The organism is Pseudomonas sp. NFIX10 (assembly GCF_900111955.1).
Taxonomy (GTDB): Bacteria; Pseudomonadota; Gammaproteobacteria; order Pseudomonadales; family Pseudomonadaceae; genus Aquipseudomonas; species Aquipseudomonas fluorescens_AA.
In genome coordinates this window covers 1-3,198 of the sequence record NZ_FOKH01000058.1, presented here as the reverse complement: position 1 = coordinate 3,198, position 3,198 = coordinate 1, and the positions used below count along the sequence as shown (strand labels likewise).

The following is a 3,198-nucleotide window of genomic DNA, read 5'->3' as shown; positions in this document are numbered from 1 at the left end:
CAAGTTGGGCATGCAATTAGTCAAAGCAGCATGATTTTTAGAAGCAAAAACAATGGGTTATTTTTTGTTTGATAAGAGCTTGCTCCCGCTGGGCTGCGCAGCAGCCCCCAAAAAGCTGAACACGATCAACATGGCACAACGCGATGGCCGGGTTCAGAGCGAGGGGCCTCCTGCCCCCTGCTGCCACACCGGGTGGTGAACACATATCTGCAACAGCCCCCACCCCCTGTGGGAGCGAGCTCGCTCGCGATGAAATCGACACGGTTCCAGACCAAAACAAGCCTCCCGCATCGCCGGTAAACCCCGCTCCTACAGCCCCCACCTACACACCTCCACCAACCCACGAATCCTTGCGCCTTTGCCTACAACTACGCCAGAATCCGCCCGCTTGTGCGCCTTGTCCCGGGGTTCTATTGTTTTCCTGCCACTGCCCATCAGTGGTCGGGTTTAGTAGCCCGGCTCCCACCTTGGTTGTACAAGTCTCATCAGTCAGGCATTTGTCTGTTCTCGATGGTGGCTGTGCGCATGGCGCCCTCGGGCGCGCCGGGTTTGGTGTGGGTTACCGGTCTACTAACTTGCGCACAGCCGCCACCCTTTCGTTTAGTAGCGAGATGGTGCGGCCTACTATGAGGACCCACACCGATGTTCAAAATAACCCCGAATCCGCCAGAGGCAGATTCCACTTCTACGTCCGCAAAATCCAAAGCCAAGCAGCAAGACGAAACCACCAAACGTGTGCTCGATCACTACCTGCTACCGAAATCGGAAAAATCCCAAGACGATCCCAAACCGGGGCAACTATTCACCGTCGTGAAAGGCCTCGATAACGAATGTTTGCTCGCCAACCTCAGTGAGACGCTGGCTTCGGCTGATGCCATGGTGAGTGATATGGCGTTTGATCTGGATGGATCACGGCGTCATGTGGCGCAGGGGATTCAGCAGCTGATTGAGCTGAGTTCGTTGCTGGCGAATCGGGTGTTGGATAACGTGGAGCCGCGGCAATAGTATTTATTCACTAACGAGAAGCCCGACGTCTTGCGTCGGGTTTTCGCTTTTCTACATCCGTATGTATGACCCTATCCACTACACATAACGTAGTAACCTAAATAACTGTGCTCATATGACTGGCTAGACCTAGACCCCCACCTCTTCAGCAAACGTAAAGCGAGTTGGAGATTCGGATTTATTTTTGGGGCTCACCTAATGCCCCAGCAACATCAGCCGATCTTACTGTCAACGAAGGTCCAAACCTTCGTACTTCAGAGGGCAGCTATAGCCCATTTTTTTGCCGTTTTCTTCGCTCATTGATAAGCAACCCGCTGCCGCCATCAATAATCTTAGAAGCAGAAGAAAATGATCGAACCCGAACGGATCGTCTCCCTTTCACGGGAAGTGGAGTCCCTGGCGAATCGTGGTGTCAGTGATATACAGGCGATCACTCGCCAAACCCGATTGCTGGCAATCAATGCGCTCATCGAAGCCGCGCATGCAGGTAAGGCCGGGCTGGGGTTCTCGGTGGTGGCCGAAGAAGTCAAAAATATCTCCGAGCGAATCTCAAAAATTGCCAGTGGACTGACCGAAGACCTGCAGGTGTCGGTCAATGAACTGACAGCACTTGGCCGTGGTATGTGCTTTGACGTGCGCGGGCAGCGTTTAGCAGATCTTTCCTTAAACATGATCGAAATCATCGATCGGAACCTGTATGAACGCACATGCGACGTGCGCTGGTGGGCAACCGATGCATCCTTGGTCGACGCGCTAACCAATCACTCACCAGAAAACTGCGTCTATGCCAGCGAACGCCTTGGCATCATTCTCGACAGTTACACCGTGTACCTGGATATCTGGGTCGCTGATAGCAGTGGACGAATCATTGCCTCGGGCCGTCCTGGGACCTTCGGCAGAGTCATCGGAGCCAATGTCGCGGAGGAACCATGGTTTAAAAGAGCAATGCTTCACTCTTCAGGTGATCAATATTTCGCTGGCCAAGTAACGGTCGAGCCGCTTCTTGACGACTCACACACCTGCGCATTCAGTGCTGCTGTGCGCAGCAAGGCCGAAAAACAGACACCTGTGATTGGAGTTATCGGGATTTTTTTCGACTGGAAAAATCAAGCCGACTCCGTTCTCAAAGGCGTTCGCTTGAGCGAAGAAGAACGCCCGCGAAGTCGATTGATGATACTCGACGACAACCACAGAATAATTGCTAGCTCAGACACACAGGATCATCTGGGCGAAAGCATTGAATTACAGACTAAAGCAGCCCAATCGAGCGGTTACAGCGTCCTGGGTAAAAACCTCATTCAGGGCTACTCGATAACGCCTGGCTTTGAAACATATCCGGGTATGGGGTGGCTTGGCGTCATTGAACAGTACTTGCCCTCAGAGGTGTAACCCGTCGGCACCGTAAAGCGTTTGGGTGAAATCTACGAGATCAATATAAAACAGTTTCACGAACAATATCGACGAAGGCCCTTAACCCGGCAGGCATGTGCGATTTGCCGGATAGTAGAGCCTTAAGCCTGGGTAAGGAGGTGTCCAATCTTCGAGAACTCGTACGAGTGCACCGGATACAAGGTGTGCGTGTGCAGCGAACTCATTCGTCCATGCAAGGCCGGCCCCTTGGAGCGCCGCCTCTAGCATCACCTCATCGTAAGCAGTCCACCAACAAGGTCATTACCTTTCCAAAGCCAAGTCCGAAGGATCCCAACCTTCAGAGCGCTTCTGACCAAAAGCGTCGCTGTAATCGGGCCTGGTTCCCGTTTGTCGCTACTGTCATTTCTGACAGTAGCGAAGGATATCAGCAAGGCATTGAATGATTCCCCGCACACATGAAAAGGAATCATCCAATGGCTCGTTCATACCTAATCAAACTACCCGAACACAAACTTTCCAAGAGTGCCTCTATCAAGGAGATAACCTTGGATGACTCCATAGACCGAGGCGATCTGCTGAGGTTTGAAGTCCTTCCCGATTTTACGTACGTCGTCACTCAGAAAACCTATGAGGTAAAACTGGACGATACCTATCGAGTAGAACTTGAGACTGACCTCTACATACCCTGAGAAAGGACTGGCCCTTTTTCCGAAATCGGAAAATAGAATGTCTAGTCCTGAAATAGGTTTACACCTGTTTCACCCTAACGCCCGATGCACCGCATCGGGCGTTTTGTATTTCAAAGACAGGTGAGGTCGCTCG

At 52.0% G+C, this 3,198-nt stretch carries 3 protein-coding genes; 2 read left to right on the top strand and 1 reads right to left on the bottom strand.

The genetic code is table 11. From position 1 onward, the window contains the following. Positions 1-642: 642 nt before the first annotated feature. Complete coding sequence (locus tag BM321_RS29155; protein ID WP_092446460.1) at positions 643-1,005, top strand: DUF6124 family protein; 363 nt, start codon at positions 643-645, stop codon at positions 1,003-1,005. Positions 1,006-1,353: 348 nt separating this feature from the next. Then, positions 1,354-2,394 (top strand): methyl-accepting chemotaxis protein, encoded by a 1,041-nt coding sequence (locus tag BM321_RS29150; protein ID WP_092446458.1) that lies wholly within the window; start codon positions 1,354-1,356, stop codon positions 2,392-2,394. An 81-nt stretch (positions 2,395-2,475) separates the two neighbouring features. Here BM321_RS29150 and BM321_RS31460 read toward each other — a convergent pair whose 3' ends face one another. Beyond that, positions 2,476-2,643, bottom strand: a complete 168-nt coding sequence (locus tag BM321_RS31460; RefSeq protein ID WP_092446455.1) for a type 2 periplasmic-binding domain-containing protein — start codon at positions 2,641-2,643, stop codon at positions 2,476-2,478. Between the last annotated feature and the right edge of the window lie 555 nt (positions 2,644-3,198).